The organism is Kitasatospora sp. NPDC056651 (assembly GCF_042792155.1).
GTDB lineage: Bacteria > Actinomycetota > Actinomycetes > Streptomycetales > Streptomycetaceae > Kitasatospora.
Map to the genome: position 1 here is coordinate 511 of NZ_JBHTWX010000248.1, position 1,014 is coordinate 1,524.

Genomic DNA, 1,014 nt, shown 5'->3' on the forward strand with positions numbered 1-1,014 from the left:
CCTCGATGCACGCTCCGCCGCCGCCGCTGTACGAACTTTTCCGCCAGCATGCGTCAGTCAGGTCGACATCCATTCAAGGTCTCTCCTTGCTGAGCGGATCAGGGCCAGCGAGTCGGACCGGTTCAGGGCCTCGACCACAAGCCGATCGTAGCTCCTGGCCAGAGCGGCGACGGATTCGATCTCTTGATCAAGGAAGCCGCGATGCTCATTCTCGCTGTAGCCGAGCATCCTGCGCCCGGGCATGGTAAGGAGATGAACCATGCGAAGGAACGGCTGGTTCTCGCCGAGTGCGAAGGGTGCGACCTGAAGGACCATGTTCGGCAGTTCGGCAAGCTGTTCAAGGTGGAGCAGTTGCTCGATCATGACGTCGCGCCCTCCGACAGCACGCCTGAGACAGCTTTCGTCCATCACCGCGTGGAGAAAGGGCGGCGGCGTGCGGTCCAGGCACTGCTGCCGGGTCAGCCGGAACGCGACGCGTTCCTCGGCCTCCTCTGGTGTGGCGGTGCCTTGCCTGACCTTCCCCGCTTCGAAGGCGGCGGCATAGTTCCGGGTCTGTAGGAGCCCCGGGATGATGTTGATTTCAAACAGCCGGATCTGCTCCGCGCTGTTCTCGTGGTTCGCGTACTCCGGGAAGCCCGGCACGAGTGCGGTGTGCTTGAGCTGCCACCACATCAGCATCAAAGTCCCGCCCGTTTCCAGGACTTCATCGGCCTTGGTAGCAAACTTTTCACTCGGCGGTCGGCGCGCAAGTTCAACGTACGAGACGTACGCCGCGCTGACCCCGCACTTGCGCGCGAGTTCGTGCTGTTTGAGGCCTTTTGCCCTACGGGAGTTGCGGACTTGGATGCCGAAAGGGGCCCAAGGGTTGGACGACGGATCGATTTCCTTGATGTTCACCATGGCGCTCCGACTTAACGCGGCCTAGTACTCCAGCCGCACTTCGTGATCACGTAGCGAGTCGTCGCAGGTAGTGGCTGTGGCGGGCTCTGCCTTGGTGCACTCGTCGCCACATCG

General features: G+C 62.2%; 1 protein-coding gene. It reads right to left on the reverse strand.

Annotated features, from left to right (window positions below; translation table 11 throughout):
* Positions 1-57: 57 nt before the first annotated feature.
* Positions 58-900, reverse strand: coding sequence for a Scr1 family TA system antitoxin-like transcriptional regulator (locus ACFRAR_RS38780; protein ID WP_380705155.1), 843 nt, complete (start codon positions 898-900; stop codon positions 58-60).
* Positions 901-1,014: the final 114 nt, after the last annotated feature.

What these genes read in the sequence shown, in the direction of transcription:
- ACFRAR_RS38780 (WP_380705155.1), bottom strand. Translation starts at nt 900, where the DNA reads ATGGTGAACATCAAGGAAATCGATCCGTCGTCCAACCCTTGGGCCCCT.